At 53.2% G+C, this 16,934-nt stretch carries 17 protein-coding genes; 15 read left to right on the top strand and 2 right to left on the bottom strand.

Features of this window, described 5'->3' with window-relative positions; genetic code table 11:
• Positions 1-629: 629 nt before the first annotated feature.
• The 6 genes from ompC (at position 630) to mqo (ending at position 8,274) form a co-directional block, all read left to right on the top strand.
• Positions 630-1,736, top strand: coding sequence for a porin OmpC (gene ompC / locus HUZ68_RS15115; protein WP_000865594.1), 1,107 nt, complete (start codon positions 630-632; stop codon positions 1,734-1,736).
• 111 nt (positions 1,737-1,847) lie between these two features.
• A complete protein-coding gene (gene apbE / locus HUZ68_RS15110; RefSeq protein WP_000406085.1) occupies positions 1,848-2,903 on the top strand; it encodes an FAD:protein FMN transferase ApbE in 1,056 nt (351 codons plus the stop codon).
• 73 nt (positions 2,904-2,976) lie between these two features.
• The gene (gene ada / locus HUZ68_RS15105) at positions 2,977-4,041 is read left to right on the top strand and encodes a bifunctional DNA-binding transcriptional regulator/O6-methylguanine-DNA methyltransferase Ada (RefSeq protein WP_097470102.1); all 1,065 of its coding nucleotides are present in this window, start codon (positions 2,977-2,979) and stop codon (positions 4,039-4,041) included.
• Positions 4,041-4,691 carry a DNA oxidative demethylase AlkB gene (gene alkB / locus HUZ68_RS15100; RefSeq protein WP_239593919.1) on the top strand — a complete coding sequence of 217 codons (651 nt, stop codon included), beginning with the start codon at positions 4,041-4,043 and terminating at the stop codon, positions 4,689-4,691. The genes ada and alkB overlap by 1 nt, the downstream gene beginning before the upstream one ends.
• A gap of 75 nt (positions 4,692-4,766) precedes the next feature.
• On the top strand, positions 4,767-6,410 hold the full coding sequence (gene yojI / locus HUZ68_RS15095; protein WP_097489603.1) for a microcin J25 efflux ABC transporter YojI: 1,644 nt from the start codon (positions 4,767-4,769) through the stop codon (positions 6,408-6,410).
• Between the two features lie 217 nt (positions 6,411-6,627).
• Positions 6,628-8,274, top strand: coding sequence for a malate dehydrogenase (quinone) (gene mqo, locus HUZ68_RS15090; protein WP_000758076.1), 1,647 nt, complete (start codon positions 6,628-6,630; stop codon positions 8,272-8,274).
• A gap of 608 nt (positions 8,275-8,882) precedes the next feature.
• Here mqo and eco read toward each other — a convergent pair.
• Positions 8,883-9,371, bottom strand: coding sequence for a serine protease inhibitor ecotin (gene eco, locus HUZ68_RS15085; protein WP_000849216.1), 489 nt, complete (start codon positions 9,369-9,371; stop codon positions 8,883-8,885).
• Positions 9,372-9,505: 134 nt separating this feature from the next.
• Positions 9,506-9,670, bottom strand: a complete 165-nt coding sequence (gene yojO, locus HUZ68_RS15080; protein WP_001298786.1) for a protein YojO — start codon at positions 9,668-9,670, stop codon at positions 9,506-9,508.
• Positions 9,671-9,778: 108 nt separating this feature from the next.
• On the opposite strand from yojO, the gene napF reads away from it, so the two are divergent.
• The 9 genes from napF to ccmB are packed head-to-tail and all read left to right on the top strand — an operon-like array spanning position 9,779 to position 16,914.
• Entirely contained in the window at positions 9,779-10,273 is a 495-nt protein-coding gene (gene napF, locus HUZ68_RS15075; protein ID WP_000686735.1) for a ferredoxin-type protein NapF, read from the top strand.
• Positions 10,263-10,526, top strand: a complete 264-nt coding sequence (gene napD, locus HUZ68_RS15070) for a chaperone NapD (protein ID WP_000557378.1) — start codon at positions 10,263-10,265, stop codon at positions 10,524-10,526. Before napF ends, napD begins: the two co-directional genes overlap by 11 nt.
• The gene (napA, locus tag HUZ68_RS15065; RefSeq protein WP_062875527.1) at positions 10,523-13,009 is read left to right on the top strand and encodes a nitrate reductase catalytic subunit NapA; all 2,487 of its coding nucleotides are present in this window, start codon (positions 10,523-10,525) and stop codon (positions 13,007-13,009) included. Before napD ends, napA begins: the two co-directional genes overlap by 4 nt.
• Before the next feature lie 6 nt (positions 13,010-13,015).
• Positions 13,016-13,711 carry a ferredoxin-type protein NapG gene (napG, locus tag HUZ68_RS15060; protein ID WP_000091291.1) on the top strand — a complete coding sequence of 232 codons (696 nt, stop codon included), beginning with the start codon at positions 13,016-13,018 and terminating at the stop codon, positions 13,709-13,711.
• On the top strand, positions 13,698-14,561 hold the full coding sequence (napH, locus tag HUZ68_RS15055) for a quinol dehydrogenase ferredoxin subunit NapH (protein WP_000013506.1): 864 nt from the start codon (positions 13,698-13,700) through the stop codon (positions 14,559-14,561). Before napG ends, napH begins: the two co-directional genes overlap by 14 nt.
• Complete coding sequence (napB, locus tag HUZ68_RS15050) at positions 14,558-15,007, top strand: nitrate reductase cytochrome c-type subunit (protein ID WP_000835177.1); 450 nt, start codon at positions 14,558-14,560, stop codon at positions 15,005-15,007. The genes napH and napB overlap by 4 nt, the downstream gene beginning before the upstream one ends.
• 9 nt (positions 15,008-15,016) lie before the next feature.
• Positions 15,017-15,619 (top strand): cytochrome c-type protein NapC, encoded by a 603-nt coding sequence (napC, locus tag HUZ68_RS15045; RefSeq protein WP_000528376.1) that lies wholly within the window; start codon positions 15,017-15,019, stop codon positions 15,617-15,619.
• A 12-nt stretch (positions 15,620-15,631) separates the two neighbouring features.
• Entirely contained in the window at positions 15,632-16,255 is a 624-nt protein-coding gene (gene ccmA, locus HUZ68_RS15040) for a cytochrome c biogenesis heme-transporting ATPase CcmA (protein WP_000525587.1), read from the top strand.
• A complete protein-coding gene (gene ccmB, locus HUZ68_RS15035; protein WP_000971730.1) occupies positions 16,252-16,914 on the top strand; it encodes a heme exporter protein CcmB in 663 nt (220 codons plus the stop codon). The genes ccmA and ccmB overlap by 4 nt, the downstream gene beginning before the upstream one ends.
• The last annotated feature ends 20 nt before the right edge of the window (positions 16,915-16,934 follow it).

Below are 16,934 nucleotides of genomic sequence, written 5' to 3'. Positions count from 1 at the left end.
TTTATCATCCTGCATTGGGGGAAATAGATGTACAAGCGCCATTTTGCTGTACAAATAACCTACAAAAAGCCCAACGAAAATAATTGCAAATAAACAAAGATTGCTGGAAATTATGCTGATGTTAATTATTTGTGAAATAGTTAACAAGCGTTATAGTTTTTCTGTGGTAGCACAGAATAATGAAAAGTGTGTAAAGAAGGGTAAAAAAAACCGGATGCGAGGCATCCGGTTGAAATAGGGGTAAACAGACATTCAGAAATGAATGACGGTAATAAATAAAGTTAATGATGATAGCGGGAGTTATTCTAGTTGCGAGTGAAGGTTTTGTTTTGACATTCAGTGCTGTCAAATACTTAAGAATAAGTTATTGATTTTAACCTTGAATTATTATTGCTTGATGTTAGGTGCTTATTTCGCCATTCCGTAATAATCTTAAAAAGTTCCCTTGCATTTACATTTTGAAACATCTATAGCGATGAATGAAACATCTTAAAAGTTTTAGTATCATATTCGTGTTGGATTATTCTGCATTTTTGGGGAGAATGGACTTGCCGACTGATTAATGAGGGTTAATCAGTATGCAGTGGCATAAAAAAGCAAATAAAGGCATATAACAGAGGGTTAATAACATGAAAGTTAAAGTACTGTCCCTCCTGGTCCCAGCTCTGCTGGTAGCAGGCGCAGCAAACGCTGCTGAAGTTTACAACAAAGACGGCAACAAATTAGATCTGTACGGTAAAGTAGACGGCCTGCACTATTTCTCTGACAACAAGTCAGAAGACGGCGACCAGACCTATGTACGTCTTGGTTTCAAAGGCGAAACTCAGGTTACTGACCAGCTGACCGGTTACGGCCAGTGGGAATATCAGATCCAGGGCAATACCTCTGAAGACAACAAAGAAAACTCCTGGACCCGTGTGGCATTCGCAGGTCTGAAATTCCAGGATGTTGGTTCTTTCGACTACGGTCGTAACTACGGCGTTGTTTACGACGTAACTTCCTGGACCGACGTACTGCCAGAATTCGGTGGCGACACTTACGGCTCTGACAACTTCATGCAGCAGCGTGGTAACGGCTTCGCGACCTACCGTAACACTGACTTCTTCGGTCTGGTTGACGGCCTGAACTTTGCTGTTCAGTACCAGGGCAAAAACGGTAGCGTAAGCGGCGAAGGCATGACCAACAACGGTCGTGATGCTCTGCGTCAGAACGGCGACGGCGTTGGCGGTTCTATCACTTATGATTACGAAGGCTTCGGTATCGGTGCTGCAGTTTCCAGCTCCAAACGTACTGATGCTCAGAACACCGCTGCTTACATCGGTAACGGCGACCGTGCTGAAACCTACACTGGTGGTCTGAAATACGATGCTAACAACATCTACCTGGCTGCTCAGTACACCCAGACCTACAACGCAACTCGCGTAGGTTCCCTGGGTTGGGCGAACAAAGCACAGAACTTCGAAGCTGTTGCTCAGTACCAGTTCGACTTCGGTCTGCGCCCGTCTGTAGCATACCTGCAGTCTAAAGGTAAAAACCTGGGCACCATCGGTACTCGTAACTACGACGACGAAGATATCCTGAAATATGTTGATGTTGGTGCAACCTACTACTTCAACAAAAACATGTCCACCTACGTTGACTACAAAATCAACCTGCTGGACGACAACCAGTTCACTCGTGACGCTGGCATCAACACTGATAACATCGTAGCTCTGGGTCTGGTTTACCAGTTCTAATCTCGATTGATATCGAACAAAGGGCCTGCGGGCCCTTTTTTCATTGTTTTCAGCGTACAAACACAGTTTTTTGGTGTACTCTTGCGACCGTTCGCATGAGGATAATCACGTATGGAAATAAGCTTTACCCGCGTGGCACTGCTGGCTGCCGCGCTCTTCTTTGTTGGTTGCGATCAAAAACCACAACCCGCCAAAACCCACGCTACTGAAGTTACCGTTCTTGAAGGCAAAACCATGGGTACCTTCTGGCGTGCCAGCATCCCGGGCATTGATGCCAAACGCAGTGCCGAACTTAAAGAAAAGATTCAGACCCAGCTGGACGCCGACGATCAGCTGCTTTCGACCTATAAAAAAGATTCCGCGCTGATGCGCTTTAACGACTCGCAAAGTTTGTCGCCGTGGCCGGTAAGTGAAGCGATGGCCGATATCGTCACCACCTCGCTGCGCATTGGCGCAAGGACCGATGGTGCGATGGATATAACCGTCGGGCCGCTGGTGAATCTGTGGGGCTTTGGCCCGGAACAACAGCCGGTTCAAATTCCGAGCCAGGAACAGATCGATGCGATGAAAGCCAAAACTGGTTTACAGCACCTTACGGTCATTAATCAGTCGCATCAGCAATATCTGCAAAAAGACCTGCCGGATTTATATGTCGATCTCTCCACCGTCGGTGAAGGTTATGCAGCGGATCACCTGGCACGCTTGATGGAGCAGGAAGGGATTTCCCGCTATCTGGTGTCGGTGGGCGGCGCGCTGAACAGCCGTGGTATGAACGGTGAAGGCCAGCCGTGGCGGGTAGCGATTCAAAAACCAACCGATAAAGAAAACGCGGTTCAGGCTGTGGTGGATATCAACGGTCATGGGATTAGCACCTCTGGCAGCTACCGTAACTATTACGAACTGGACGGCAAACGTCTTTCCCATGTTATCGATCCGCAAACCGGGCGTCCCATCGAACACAATCTGGTATCCGTGACGGTGATTGCTCCGACGGCGCTGGAAGCCGATGCCTGGGATACTGGCTTGATGGTACTCGGGCCGGAGAAAGCCAAAGAGGTTGTTCGCCGGGAAGGGCTGGCGGTTTATATGATCACCAAAGAAGGCGATAGCTTTAAAACCTGGATGTCACCACAGTTTAAAAGCTTCCTTGTCAGCGAAAAAAATTAAAGCGCAAGATTGTTGGTTTTTGCGTGATGGTGACCGGGCAGACTAAAGGCTATCCTTAACCAGGGAGCTGATTATGAAAAACGCCACACGCTTAACTGACGATCAACGCTGGCAATCGGTCTTAGCCCGCGACCCGCACGCCGACGGCGAATTTGTTTTCGCCGTGCGTACCACGGGTATCTTTTGCCGTCCGTCTTGCCGCGCCAGACATGCCTTGCGGGAAAACGTTTCTTTCTATGCTGATGCCAGCGAGGCGCTTGCCGCTGGCTTTCGTCCCTGCAAACGCTGCCAACCTGATAAAGCCAATGCCCAGCAACATCGGTTGGATAAAATCACCCACGCGTGTCGACTGCTGGAACAGGAAACGCCTGTAACGCTGGAAGCCTTAGCCGACCAGGTGGCGATGAGTCCGTTCCATCTGCATCGGTTGTTTAAAGCGACTACCGGAATGACGCCTAAAGCCTGGCAACAGGCCTGGCGCGCTCGCCGTTTGCGCGAATCGCTGGCGAAAGGGGAGAGCGTGACGACGTCTATTCTTAACGCCGGATTCCCCGACAGCAGCAGTTACTACCGCAAAGCCGATGAAACGCTGGGCATGACGGCTAAACAATTCCGTCACGGTGGCGAAAATCTGGCGGTGCGTTACGCGCTGGCTGATTGTGAGCTGGGTCGTTGCCTGGTGGCAGAAAGCGAGCGGGGGATTTGCGCGATATTGCTGGGCGATGATGACGCGACATTAATCAGCGAGTTGCAGCAGATGTTTCCCGCTGCCGACAACGCGCCTGCCGATCTGACGTTTCAGCAACATGTGCGTGAAGTGATCGCCAGCCTCAATCAACGCGATACGCCGCTGACGTTACCGCTGGATATTCGCGGCACTGCTTTTCAGCAACAAGTCTGGCAGGCACTGCGCACGATACCTTGCGGTGAAACCGTCAGTTATCAGCAACTGGCTAACGCCATCGGCAAACCGAAAGCGGTACGGGCCGTTGCCAGCGCCTGTGCCGCCAACAAGCTGGCTATCGTAATACCCTGTCATCGAGTGGTCCGTGGTGATGGCACACTTTCCGGTTACCGCTGGGGCGTGTCGCGTAAAGCGCAACTGCTGCGCCGCGAAGCTGAAAATGAGGAGAGGTAATGTTGGATCTGTTTGCCGATGCTGAACCGTGGCAAGAGCCACTGGCGGCTGGTGCGGTAATTTTACGGCGTTTTGCTTTTAATGCTGCGGAGCAACTAATCCGCGATATTAATGACGTTGCCAGCCAGTCGCCGTTTCGCCAGATGGTCACTCCAGGCGGATATACCATGTCGGTGGCGATGACCAACTGTGGGCATCTGGGCTGGACGAGCCATCGGCAAGGTTATCTCTATTCGCCCATTGATCCGCAAACAAATAAACCGTGGCCCGCCATGCCGCAGAGTTTTCATAATTTATGTCAACGTGCGGCTACGGCGGCTGGCTATCCAGATTTCCAGCCAGATGCTTGTCTTATCAACCGCTACGCTCCTGGCGCGAAACTGTCGCTGCATCAGGATAAAGACGAACCGGATCTGCGCGCGCCAATTGTTTCTGTTTCTCTGGGCTTACCCGCGATTTTTCAATTTGGTGGCCTGAAACGTAATGATCCGCTCAAACGTTTGTTGTTGGAACATGGCGATATGGTGGTATGGGGCGGTGAATCGCGGCTGTTTTATCACGGTATTCAACCGTTGAAAGCGGGGTTTCATCCACTCACCACCGACTGCCGCTACAACCTGACATTCCGTCAGGCAGGTAAAAAAGAATAAAAATAAGAATTATTATTGCTGTGCGCGCGAAGATGTTTAAACTGCGGGCTGTAATTCATTGTCCGGGTTTTCTGCATGGAACTTCTTGTACTTGTCTGGCGGCAGTATCGCTGGCCATTTATCAGTGTGATGGCGCTAAGCCTCGCCAGTGCGGCATTAGGCATTGGCTTAATTGCTTTTATCAACCAGCGCCTTATCGAAACGGCGGATACCAGTCTGCTGGTGTTGCCGGAGTTTCTGGGATTATTGCTGCTGTTGATGGCAGTCACTCTCGGATCGCAACTGGCGCTCACCACTTTGGGGCATCACTTCGTTTACCGACTGCGTAGTGAATTTATCAAGCGGATTCTGGATACTCACGTCGAGCGCATTGAACAACTCGGTAGCGCCTCGTTGCTGGCGGGGTTAACCAGCGATGTGCGCAATATCACCATTGCTTTTGTGCGTCTGCCGGAACTGGTGCAGGGGATCATTCTCACTATCGGTTCAGCGGCGTATCTGTGGATGCTGTCGGGCAAAATGTTGCTGGTAACGGCTATCTGGATGGCGATCACCATCTGGGGCGGTTTTGTGCTGGTGGCGCGGGTGTACAAACATATGGCGACCCTGCGTGAAACCGAAGACAAGCTGTACACGGATTTTCAAACTGTACTTGAAGGGCGCAAAGAGCTGACTCTGAACCGGGAACGCGCCGAGTATGTGTTTAACAACCTCTACATTCCTGATGCGCAAGAGTATCGCCATCATATTATTCGCGCAGACACCTTCCATCTTAGTGCCGTGAACTGGTCAAACATCATGATGCTGGGCGCAATCGGCCTGGTGTTCTGGATGGCGAACAGCCTCGGTTGGGCTGATACCAACGTTGCCGCGACCTATTCGTTGACGCTTTTATTCCTGCGTACGCCGCTGCTTTCGGCGGTTGGCGCATTGCCGACGCTGCTGACGGCGCAGGTGGCGTTTAACAAGCTGAACAAATTCGCGCTCGCGCCTTTCAAAGCAGAGTTTCCGCGCCCGCAGGCGTTTCCCAACTGGCAAACGCTGGAGCTGCGTAACGTGACGTTTGCTTATCAGGATAACGCGTTTTCCGTTGGTCCGATTAATCTCACCATCAAACGTGGCGAGCTGCTGTTTCTGATTGGCGGCAACGGTAGCGGAAAATCGACGCTGGCGATGTTGTTGACGGGCTTGTATCAGCCACAAAGCGGCGAAATCTTGCTGGATGGCAAACCTGTCAGTGGCGAACAACCGGAAGATTATCGCAAACTGTTTTCGGCAGTGTTTACCGATGTCCGGCTGTTTGATCAACTGCTGGGGCCGGAGGGTAAACCCGCTAACCCGCAACTGGTTGAGAAGTGGCTGGCGCAGCTGAAAATGGCTCATAAGCTTGAGTTAAGCAACGGGCGTATTGTTAACCTGAAGTTATCAAAAGGGCAGAAAAAACGCGTGGCGCTGTTGCTGGCGCTGGCAGAAGAACGCGATATTATCCTGCTGGATGAATGGGCGGCGGATCAGGATCCACACTTCCGTCGTGAGTTTTATCAGGTGTTGCTGCCGCTGATGCAGGAGATGGGTAAAACTATTTTCGCCATCAGTCATGATGATCATTACTTTATCCACGCCGACCGCCTGCTGGAAATGCGCAACGGGCAACTTAGCGAGCTGACGGGCGAAGAGCGCGATGCTGCTTCGCGTGATGCCGTTGCCCGGACGGCATAATATTACGACGCTGACCTGGCGGACTGCTGCCGCCAGGTCAATATGCTAAAAATCCCTTCATTTCTAATAACCCTATAATTAATCAACGAAATTATAATGTTTCTAAAATTAGAATATAATTTATAAACATTATTTAAATGTTGTTACTTAAGTGTTACCGTTGATGCCGCGCAAATCTCACCTGCAATAAAGCGACTAAAAGTAAGGCATTAACAAGATGAAAAAAGTGACTGCCATGCTCTTCTCGATGGCCGTGGGGCTTAATGCCGTTTCGATGGCGGCAAAAGCGAAAGCGTCCGAGGAGCAGGAAACTGATGTACTGTTGATTGGCGGCGGCATTATGAGCGCCACGTTGGGGACCTATTTACGCGAGCTGGAGCCTGAATGGTCGATGACCATGGTGGAGCGCCTGGAGGGTGTCGCGCAGGAGAGTTCGAACGGCTGGAATAACGCCGGAACCGGGCATTCTGCACTGATGGAACTGAACTACACCCCGCAAAACGCCGATGGCAGCATCAGTATTGAAAAAGCAGTCGCCATTAACGAAGCATTTCAGATTTCCCGCCAGTTCTGGGCGCACCAGGTCGAGCGCGGCGTGCTGCGTACTCCGCGTTCATTTATCAATACCGTTCCGCATATGAGCTTTGTCTGGGGCGAGGATAACGTTAATTTCCTGCGCGCCCGTTACGCCGCGTTGCAACAAAGCTCGCTGTTTCGCGGTATGCGTTACTCTGAAGATCACGCGCAGATCAAAGAGTGGGCACCGTTAGTGATGGAAGGGCGCGATCCGCAACAGAAAGTGGCAGCCACGCGTACGGAAATTGGTACCGATGTGAACTACGGCGAGATCACCCGCCAGTTAATTGCTTCTTTGCAGAAGAAATCTAACTTCTCGCTGCAACTCAGCAGCGAAGTCCGCGCCCTAAAGCGTAATGACGATAACACCTGGACCGTTACCGTTGCCGATCTGAAAAATGGCACTGCACAGAACATCCGTGCGAAATTTGTCTTTATCGGCGCGGGCGGTGCGGCACTGAAGCTGTTACAGGAATCGGGGATTCCGGAAGCGAAAGACTACGCCGGTTTCCCGGTGGGCGGTCAGTTCCTTGTTTCGGAAAACCCGGACGTGGTTAATCACCATCTGGCGAAGGTTTACGGTAAAGCATCCGTTGGCGCACCACCGATGTCGGTTCCGCATATCGATACCCGCGTTCTGGACGGTAAACGCGTAGTGCTGTTTGGGCCATTTGCCACCTTCTCAACCAAATTCCTCAAAAACGGTTCATTGTGGGATCTGATGAGTTCCACCACCACCTCTAACGTGATGCCGATGATGCACGTCGGGCTGGATAATTTCGATCTGGTGAAATATCTGGTGAGTCAGGTGATGTTGAGTGAAGAGGATCGTTTTGAAGCGTTGAAAGAGTACTATCCGCAAGCGAAAAAAGAGGACTGGCGTTTGTGGCAAGCGGGGCAGCGCGTGCAGATTATCAAGCGTGATGCCGAGAAAGGTGGCGTACTGCGTCTGGGTACTGAAGTCGTCAGTGACCAGCAAGGAACCATTGCCGCGCTCCTGGGGGCATCGCCAGGGGCGTCAACCGCCGCGCCGATTATGTTGAATCTGCTGGAAAAAGTATTTGGCGATCGCGTTTCCAGCCCGCAATGGCAGGCTACGTTGAAAGCGATCGTTCCATCTTATGGACGCAAGCTGAACGGTGATGTAGCGGCAACAGAACGCGAGTTGCAGTACACCAGCGAAGTGCTGGGCCTGAAATACGACAAGCCGCAGGCAGCAGATAGTACGCCGAAACCGCAGTTGAAACCGCAACCCGTTCAAAAAGAAGTGGCGGATATTGCGTTGTAATGATGTGCCACATCCGGCATGGTATGCCGGATGTGGCGTATGCTGATAAGACGCGTTAGCGTCGCATCAGACAACCGGCTCGGGCGTTAGATGTTGGATGCGGCGTAACCGCCTTATCCGACCTACGGGGTGGGCACTTCACAGCGGTGTAGGCCTGATAAGACGCGTCAGCGTCGCATCAGGCAACCGGCTCGGACGTTGGATGTCGGATGCGGCGTAACCGCCTTATCCGACCTACGGGGTGGAGCACTTCACAGCGGTGTAGGCCTGATAAGACGCGCTAGCGTCGCATCAGGCAACCGGCTCGGGCGTTAGATGTTGGATGCGGCGTAACCGCCTTATCCAGCCTATGGGGTGCCGCACTTCACGGCAGTTTAGCGGCGTAGGCCTGATAAGACGCGTCAGCGTCGCATCAGGCAACCGGCTCGGACGTTGGATGTCGGATGCGGCGTAACCGCCTTATCCGACCTACGGGGTGGAGCACTTCACAGCGGTGTAGGCCTGATAACACGCGCCAGCGTCGCATCAGGCAACCGGCTCGGGCGTTAGATGTCGGATGCGGCGTGACCGCTTTATCCAACCTACGGGGTGCCGCACTTCACGGCAGTTTAGCGAACTACCGCGTTGTCAATTTTCTCTTCCGCCTTCCAGACGCGGTACTTCACATCTACATTGTCTGGCGTATACACCACGATCGGCAGCTTGCTGTTGTAACGCAGCATTCCAGTATCGCCCAGATACGCGGTGACAAATTTCTTCTCTTTCTTGCCATCCGGGCAGGCCATCATCGTGGAAACCGGCGAGCTAACTTTATCAAAGACATAATAATCATAGCCCCAGCCTTCCAGCGTTTTGCTTTCCAGCTTCCCGCCGAGACGATGCAAATTGCAATCGACTTCCAGCGTCTGACCGATTAACAGTTCTACTTTCAGGGTAGATTCATCTTCTTGCGGGGTTAACTGAATCACCTGACGCTTCATGCCTTTTTCAGCTTGTGGATAAGGCGCGATTTTTTCCAGTGGCTGGACGCTCTCTGCCGCCCAGGCGGAAGTGGTAGCGAAAGCGGCAAACAATACTGCAGGTAGAATGGTCTTCATTTTTTTGCTTTCCTTCTTCATTTATAGGTTTTCACCGATGATGTCGCTGAAGGTTAACATATTCATCAGATTTATTAATTTGCTTTATGAATAACTTAAAGAACATTCAGACAATTTTACCTGCTCTTTTAGTGTTAAATTCTAATGAGAGAGCAAACCAGCAGAAATATCTCTGGTGAATTAATCGCTATATAAATATATTTATAACCATTTGAAATGTGAGCAAAAGCCCGTTTTTGCCACGCTTCCCGCCACTCTTTTGATCCTGCTACAGGTTTTACCCCGATCGGGGTATGCATCTTTGACACATCCTTTAATATCTTAGCGGCTATAAAAATGGCTTATTAATTATGCGGTTTATTTGGTCGCTCTCAATTTTCAGAGCGCGTTAATGATGGAAGGTCAATGTGAAGATTGATGCATCCCGTCGGGGCATACTCACTGGTCGCTGGCGCAAAGCCAGTAACGGTATCCGTCCGCCCTGGTCCGGTGATGAATCTCATTTTCTGACCCATTGCACCCGCTGCGACGCCTGTATTAATGCTTGTGAAAACAACATTCTGCAACGCGGCGCGGGCGGCTATCCGAGCGTTAATTTCAAAAATAACGAGTGCAGCTTCTGTTACGACTGCGCGCAGGCTTGCCCCGAATCGCTATTTTCTCCGCGCCACACCAGGGCCTGGGATTTGCAGTTCACCATTGGGGACGCGTGCCTGGCGTATCAGTCTGTTGAATGCCGCCGCTGTCAGGATAGCTGTGAGCCAATGGCAATTATCTTTCGCCCGACGCTCTCCGGGATCTACCAGCCGCAACTTAATAGCCAACTTTGCAACGGATGTGGAGCATGTGCAGCCAGCTGTCCGGTATCAGCCATAACTGCGGAGTATCTCCATGCACACTAACTGGCAAGTTTGCAGCCTGGTCGTGCAGGCCAAAAGCGAACGAATTTCAGACATCAGCACCCAACTGAACGCCTTTCCCGGCTGTGAAGTTGCTGTCAGCGACGCGCCGAGCGGTCAGTTGATTGTGGTGGTGGAAGCAGAAGACAGCGAAACGCTGATCCAAACCATTGAGTCAGTACGCAACGTAGAGGGCGTGCTGGCGGTGTCGCTGGTTTATCACCAGCAGGAAGAGCAAGGTGAGGAAACACCATGAAACTCAGTCGTCGTAGCTTTATGAAAGCTAACGCCGTTGCGGCCGCTGCGGCGGCTGCCGGTCTCAGCGTGCCGGGCGTTGCCCGCGCCGTTGTTGGTCAGCAGGAAGCCATCAAATGGGATAAAGCGCCGTGCCGTTTCTGCGGTACTGGTTGCGGCGTTCTGGTCGGAACGCAGCAGGGGCGTGTGGTGGCCTGTCAGGGCGACCCGGACGCACCGGTTAACCGTGGCCTGAACTGCATTAAGGGCTATTTCCTGCCCAAGATCATGTACGGTAAAGACCGTTTGACGCAGCCGCTGTTGCGTATGAAAAACGGTAAATATGACAAAGAAGGCGAATTTACCCCAATCACCTGGGATCAGGCCTTCGATGTGATGGAAGAGAAATTCAAAACCGCCCTGAAAGAAAAAGGACCGGAATCGATCGGTATGTTCGGTTCTGGTCAGTGGACTATCTGGGAAGGTTATGCCGCGTCCAAGCTGTTCAAAGCGGGCTTCCGTTCGAACAACATCGACCCGAACGCACGTCACTGTATGGCGTCGGCAGTAGTTGGCTTTATGCGTACCTTTGGTATGGATGAGCCGATGGGCTGCTATGACGACATCGAGCAGGCTGACGCGTTTGTGCTGTGGGGCGCTAACATGGCGGAGATGCACCCGATCCTCTGGTCACGCATCACTAACCGTCGTCTCTCTAACCAGAACGTCACCGTGGCGGTGCTTTCTACCTACCAGCATCGTAGCTTCGAGCTGGCGGATAACGGCATCATCTTTACGCCGCAATCTGACCTGGTGATCCTGAACTACATCGCCAACTATATCATTCAAAACAATGCGATAAATCAGGACTTCTTCAGCAAACACGTTAACCTGCGCAAAGGGGCGACGGACATCGGCTACGGTTTACGTCCGACCCATCCGCTGGAAAAAGCAGCGAAGAATCCGGGTTCTGACGCCTCCGAACCGATGAGCTTTGAAGATTACAAAGCCTTCGTTGCCGAGTATACGCTGGAAAAAACCGCCGAAATGACTGGCGTACCAAAAGATCAGCTGGAACAACTGGCGCAGCTGTATGCCGATCCGAACAAGAAAGTCATCTCCTACTGGACGATGGGCTTCAACCAGCATACTCGTGGCGTGTGGGCCAACAACCTGGTCTACAACCTGCACCTGCTGACCGGCAAAATTTCCCAGCCGGGTTGCGGTCCGTTCTCCCTGACCGGGCAGCCTTCCGCGTGTGGTACTGCGCGTGAAGTGGGCACCTTTGCTCACCGTCTGCCTGCGGACATGGTGGTAACTAACGAGAAACATCGTGATATCTGCGAGAAGAAGTGGAATATCCCGAGCGGCACCATTCCGGCGAAAATCGGTCTGCATGCGGTAGCACAAGACCGTGCGCTGAAAGACGGCAAGCTGAATGTTTACTGGACCATGTGTACCAACAACATGCAGGCCGGGCCGAACATCAATGAAGAGCGTATGCCGGGCTGGCGCGATCCGCGCAACTTCATCATCGTCTCCGATCCGTATCCGACAGTCAGTGCGCTGGCAGCGGACTTGATCCTGCCGACCGCAATGTGGGTAGAGAAAGAGGGCGCTTACGGTAACGCCGAACGCCGTACTCAGTTCTGGCGTCAGCAGGTACAGGCACCGGGCGAAGCGAAATCGGATCTCTGGCAGTTAGTCCAGTTCTCCCGCCGCTTCAAAACTGAAGAAGTATGGCCGGAAGATCTGCTGGCGAAGAAACCGGAACTGCGTGGCAAAACGCTGTACGAAGTTCTGTATGCCACCCCGGAAGTGAGCAAATACCCTGTATCCGAACTGGCGGAAGATCAGCTGAACGATGAATCCCGCGAGCTGGGCTTCTATCTGCAAAAAGGGCTGTTCGAAGAGTACGCATGGTTTGGTCGCGGTCACGGTCACGATCTGGCACCGTTCGATGACTACCACAAAGCGCGCGGTCTGCGCTGGCCGGTGGTGAACGGTAAAGAAACGCAGTGGCGTTACAGCGAAGGTAACGACCCGTACGTGAAAGCGGGCGAAGGCTATAAGTTCTACGGTAAACCGGATGGCAAAGCGGTGATCTTCGCACTGCCGTTCGAACCGGCGGCGGAAGCACCGGATGAAGAGTACGACCTGTGGCTCTCTACCGGACGCGTTCTGGAGCACTGGCACACCGGCAGTATGACTCGCCGTGTGCCGGAACTGCACCGCGCCTTCCCGGAAGCGGTCTTGTTTATTCACCCGCTGGATGCGAAAGCGCGCGATCTGCGTCGTGGCGACAAAGTGAAAGTGGTTTCTCGCCGTGGCGAAGTGATCTCGATTGTCGAAACGCGCGGTCGTAACCGTCCGCCGCAGGGCCTGGTGTACATGCCGTTCTTCGACGCCGCACAGCTGGTTAACAAACTGACGCTGGACGCGACCGATCCGCTCTCGAAAGAGACGGACTTCAAGAAGTGCGCGGTCAAACTGGAGAAGGTGTAAGCCATTATGTCCCGGTCAGCGAAACCTCAAAATGGTCGCCGCCGCTTTCTGCGCGATGTCGTTCGCACAGCAGGCGGGCTGGCTGCCGTGGGTGTGGCGCTGGGGTTACAACAGCAAACCGCACGCGCATCTGGCGTGCGGTTGCGCCCGCCCGGAGCCATAAACGAGAACGCCTTTGCCAGTGCCTGTGTGCGTTGCGGTCAGTGTGTTCAGGCTTGCCCTTACGACACCTTAAAACTGGCGACGCTGGCCTCTGGTCTGTCGGCGGGCACGCCATATTTTGTCGCACGGGATATTCCTTGCGAAATGTGTGAGGACATTCCGTGCGCCAAAGTGTGCCCAAGCGGTGCGCTGGATCGTGAGATTGAATCGATCGACGACGCGCGGATGGGGCTGGCGGTACTGGTGGACCAGGAAAACTGTCTCAACTTTCAGGGGCTGCGCTGCGATGTTTGTTATCGCGAATGCCCGAAAATTGATGAGGCCATCACCCTGGAGCTGGAGCGCAACACGCGTACCGGTAAGCACGCCCGCTTTCTGCCGACGGTTCACAGCGACGCCTGTACCGGTTGCGGTAAGTGCGAAAAAGTATGCGTGCTGGAACAACCGGCAATCAAGGTGTTACCGCTGTCACTGGCGAAAGGGGAGTTAGGTCACCATTACCGCTTCGGTTGGCTGGAGGGGAACAATGGCAAATCGTAAACGTGACGCCGGGCGCGAGGCGCTGGAGAAAAAAGGCTGGTGGCGCAGTCACCGTTGGCTGGTGTTACGTCGCCTTTGTCAGTTCTTCGTGCTGGGGATGTTTTTGAGCGGTCCATGGTTTGGTGTGTGGATCTTGCACGGCAACTACAGCAGTAGCCTGTTATTCGACACCGTTCCGCTGACCGATCCGCTGATGACGCTGCAAAGTCTTGCCAGTGGTCATCTGCCTGCCACGGTGGCGTTGACCGGTGCGGTGATTATCACCGTGCTCTACGCCCTGGCGGGAAAGCGATTATTTTGCAGCTGGGTCTGCCCGCTGAACCCGATTACCGACTTAGCGAACTGGTTACGCAGGCGCTTTGACCTCAATCAGTCTGCGACGATCCCTCGCCACATTCGCTACGTGCTGTTGGTGGTCATTCTGCTGGGATCGGCCTTAACTGGCACGCTCATCTGGGAATGGATCAACCCCGTATCTCTGATGGGGCGCAGCCTGGTAATGGGCTTCGGCAGCGGCGCGCTGCTTATTCTCGCGCTGTTTTTATTTGATCTACTGGTCGTTGAACACGGCTGGTGCGGGCACATTTGTCCGGTTGGCGCGCTGTATGGCGTGCTGGGTAGCAAAGGTGTGATTACCGTTGCGGCCACCGATCGGCAGAAATGTAACCGCTGTATGGATTGTTTTCATGTTTGCCCGGAACCGCATGTGCTACGTGCCCCGGTGCTGGATGAACAAAGCCCGGTGCAGGTCACCAGCCGCGATTGCATGACGTGCGGTCGCTGCGTGGATGTCTGTTCTGAGGATGTATTTACAATAACTACACGATGGAGTTCGGGAGCGAAATCATGAAAAGCCATGACCTGAAGAAAGCGCTGTGTCAATGGACGGCGATGCTGGCCCTGGTGGTAAGCGGCGCGGTTTGGGCGGCTAATGGCGTCGATTTTAGCCAGTCGCCGGAAGTATCCGGGACACAGGAAGGGGCCATTCGGATGCCAAAAGAGCAGGAACGGATGCCGCTGAACTATGTGAATCAGCCGCCAATGATCCCGCATAGCGTTGAAGGTTATCAGGTAACGACCAATACCAACCGCTGCTTGCAGTGCCACGGTGTCGAAAGTTATCGCACCACTGGCGCGCCGCGTATCAGTCCTACTCACTTTATGGACAGCGACGGCAAAGTGGGCGCGGAAGTGGCTCCGCGTCGTTATTTCTGTCTGCAATGTCACGTACCGCAGGCCGATACCGCGCCAATCGTGGGGAATACCTTTACCCCATCAAAAGGTTACGGGAAATAAGAGGTTATTATGGGAAATTCTGACCGTAAGCCTGGTCTGATTAAGCGCCTGTGGAAATGGTGGCGTACCCCCAGCCGTCTGGCGCTGGGGACGCTGCTGTTGATCGGTTTTGTTGGCGGCATCGTCTTCTGGGGTGGCTTTAACACCGGGATGGAAAAAGCCAATACCGAAGAGTTCTGCATTAGCTGCCACGAAATGCGCAACACGGTGTATCAGGAATACATGGATTCCGTGCACTACAACAACCGTAGCGGCGTCCGTGCGACCTGTCCGGATTGTCACGTTCCGCACGAGTTTGTGCCGAAGATGATACGCAAGCTCAAAGCAAGTAAAGAGCTGTATGGTAAAATTTTTGGCGTTATTGACACGCCGCAGAAATTTGAAGCTCATCGTCTGACGATGGCACAGAATGAGTGGCGGCGCATGAAGGACAATAACTCGCAGGAGTGCCGTAACTGTCACAACTTCGAGTATATGGATACAACCGCCCAGAAATCGGTTGCCGCGAAGATGCATGACCAGGCGGTGAAAGATGGGCAAACCTGTATTGATTGCCATAAAGGGATAGCGCACAAGCTGCCCGATATGCGTGAAGTCGAGCCAGGTTTTTAACAGGGTTATTGCGTGGGTATGCTTGAAGCCAGAGAGTTACTTTGTGAGCGGGATGAACGAACCTTATTTAGTGGCTTGTCATTTACGCTGAACGCAGGAGAGTGGGTACAAATCACCGGTAGCAACGGCGCGGGGAAGACAACGCTTCTCCGTTTGCTGACGGGGTTGTCTCGCCCTGACGCAGGCGAGGTTCTCTGGCAAGGGCAGCCCTTGCATCAGGTACGCGACAGCTACCATCAAAACCTGTTATGGATAGGCCATCAGCCGGGGATCAAAACCCGGCTGACGGCGTTAGAAAATCTGCACTTTTATCATCGCGATGGCGATACCGCACAATGTCTGGAAGCCCTGGCGCAGGCCGGGCTTGCCGGATTCGAAGATATTCCTGTAAATCAGCTCTCGGCCGGGCAACAACGCCGCGTCGCTTTAGCGCGTCTGTGGCTGACCCGTGCCACGTTATGGATCCTCGACGAGCCTTTTACCGCGATTGACGTTAACGGCGTCGATCGTCTGACCCAGCGTATGGCGCAGCATACGGAGCAGGGGGGGATTGTGATTCTGACTACCCACCAGCCGCTCAACGTTGCTGAAAGTAAAATTCGCCGCATTTCACTGACGCAAACGAGGGCCGCATGATGTTCTGGCGCATTTTCCGTCTTGAGCTGCGCGTAGCGTTTCGCCATAGCGCCGAAATCGCCAACCCGCTGTGGTTCTTCCTGATTGTAATTACCCTTTTTCCGCTCAGTATCGGTCCGGAGCCGCAACTGCTGGCGCGTATTGCACCGGGCATTATCTGGGTTGCTGCGCTGCTTTCATCCTTGCTGGCGCTGGAACGACTGTTCCGTGACGATTTGCAGGACGGCAGTCTTGAACAATTGATGTTGTTGCCGTTACCCTTGCCCGCCGTTGTGCTGGCGAAGGTGATGGCGCACTGGATGGTAACCGGTCTGCCGTTACTCATCCTTTCGCCCCTGGTAGCAATGCTACTGGGAATGGATGTTTATGGCTGGCAAGTGATGGCGCTGACGCTGCTGCTGGGAACGCCTACGCTTGGCTTTCTCGGTGCACCGGGCGTGGCGCTGACAGTGGGACTTAAGCGCGGTGGGGTGCTGCTCAGCATACTGGTGTTACCGCTGACTATCCCATTACTCATCTTTGCCACCGCCGCGATGGACGCGGCTTCCATGCATTTGCCCGTTGACGGGTATCTGGCAATTTTAGGCGCGTTGCTGGCAGGCACCGCGACATTAAGTCCTTTTGCGACGGCGGCAGCGTTACGAATCAGCATTCAATAACGCTGGATTACTGATTTTTG

It is taken from the genome of Shigella dysenteriae (genome assembly GCF_022354085.1).
GTDB lineage: Bacteria > Pseudomonadota > Gammaproteobacteria > Enterobacterales > Enterobacteriaceae > Escherichia > Escherichia coli.
Note: the sequence above shows the minus strand (reverse complement) of the source record. Positions and strands in the feature narration are given on the sequence as shown.